Source organism: Rathayibacter sp. PhB1, assembly GCF_004362935.1.
GTDB classification, from domain to species: Bacteria; Actinomycetota; Actinomycetes; order Actinomycetales; family Microbacteriaceae; genus Rathayibacter; species Rathayibacter festucae.
The window spans coordinates 1-1213 of record NZ_SNYD01000019.1 but is presented as its reverse complement, the minus strand read 5'-3'; the positions used below and the strand labels follow the sequence as shown (position 1 = coordinate 1213).

Below are 1213 nucleotides of genomic sequence, written 5' to 3'. Positions count from 1 at the left end.
CCGGGGGCGGTTTCATACGGTTGTTGCAACGGAGGGGTGGTTGCATGCCGGGTCGTCGGTTGGATGCGGGTGAGCGGGGTCAGATCGCGGTGTTGTTCGCCCGGGGGCTGCGGTTCCCGGAGATCGCGGAGCTGATCCAACGTGATCGCACGACGGTGTGGCGGGAGCTCAAACGCAACAACGTGTATCGGGGTGCCCACACCGCTGGAATGGTCGTGCGGCATCCGGGTCGTCGCCGGTCGGTGGCGGAGGGGACGGGTCCGGGGTTGGGGGGTGAGTACCGGTGGGCGTACTCGGCGTCCGTGGCGCAGCGCAAAGCGGATCAGCGGGCCAAGCGCCCGAAGACACGCAAGCTCATAGCGAGGCGGCCGGCCGCGTCGCCGCTGTTATGGGGTCTGGTCGAGCAGAAGCTGCGGAGCAAGTGGTCCCCGTCGCAGGTGTCTGCTTGGCTGAAGAGCGAGTTCCCTGACCGACCGGAGTATCACGTGTCTCACGAGACGATCTATCAGGCGATCTACTACCAGACCCGCGGAGAGCTGCGCCGAGAGCTCGCGCACGAAATGCTGCTGCGCTCAGGACGCGCCTCCCGCCGCCCGCAGTCCCGAGGAGCTCGGGCCGCTCGATCGGGCCGGCTCTGGGCGAAGGACTTCAACATCAGCACCCGCCCCGCCGAGGCCGAGGACCGCGCCGTTCCCGGGCACTGGGAAGGCGACCTCGTGATCGGCGCGCGAGGCTCGTCCGCGATCATCACCCTCGTGGAACGCTCCACCCGCTACGTGATGCTCGGCTCCCTCCCCGAGGACCGCACCAGCGGAAACGTGACCGCCGTGCTCACCACCCTCATGCACCGACTCCCCGAGCATCTGCGGCGCACCCTGACCTGGGACCAGGGCATCGAGATGGCCCGCCACGCCACCTTCACCCTCGCCACCGACTGCCGCGTGTTCTTCGCCGACCCCCACTCGCCCTGGCAACGAGGATCGAACGAGAACACCAACGGACTCCTGCGCCAATACTTCCCCCGCAGCAGCACCGACTTCCGCACCTACACCCAGACACAACTCGACACCATCGCCGAAGAACTCAACACCCGCCCCCGCAAAACCCTCGACTGGGCCACCCCCGCCCAACGCCTCGACCAACTCCTCGTTGCAACAACCACTTGACCACAAGGGGTCTCGATACGCCGCTGCGCGGCTACTCGACCAGCATG

General features: G+C 67.4%; 1 protein-coding gene. It reads left to right on the top strand.

Annotated elements, in window-relative coordinates; all coding sequences use genetic code 11:
* Positions 1-1166 (top strand): IS30 family transposase (locus tag EDF17_RS19655; protein ID WP_208110662.1); only part of this gene is annotated, 1166 nt, incomplete at its 5' end.
* Positions 1167-1213 lie beyond the last annotated feature (47 nt).